The organism is Vreelandella sp. V005 (assembly GCF_052645115.1).
In genome coordinates this window covers 1-255 of the sequence record NZ_JBQXYA010000029.1, presented here as the reverse complement: position 1 = coordinate 255, position 255 = coordinate 1, and the positions used below count along the sequence as shown (strand labels likewise).

At 63.5% G+C, this 255-nt stretch carries 1 pseudogene; it reads right to left on the bottom strand.

Annotation, left to right across the window (positions count from 1 at the left end):
* Window positions 1–255: pseudogene (locus ACUN8H_RS18780) on the bottom strand (benzoate 1,2-dioxygenase large subunit); the annotation flags it as partial.

Here is a 255-nt window from a genome sequence, read left to right as displayed (position 1 = left end):
GCGATAAACTGGCCGCGCTCTTTGTCGATGGCGCGCAGCATTTCGTCGACCCAGTGCTTGTGGTGCAGCACATAGAGCCCTTCGTCTTCCGGCGAGGCACCGCTGAGCAGGGGTTTCATGTCGATCGTCTGAGCGTCTTCATCGGCGCCTTCGATCCATTGCTGGGCCCCACGGGAGAGGTCGTTCCACTCGGCCAGCGCGCCGTTGTAACCTTCCTGGCAGGCGCGGAACTCTTCGAGGTCGTCGGGCGTGCCC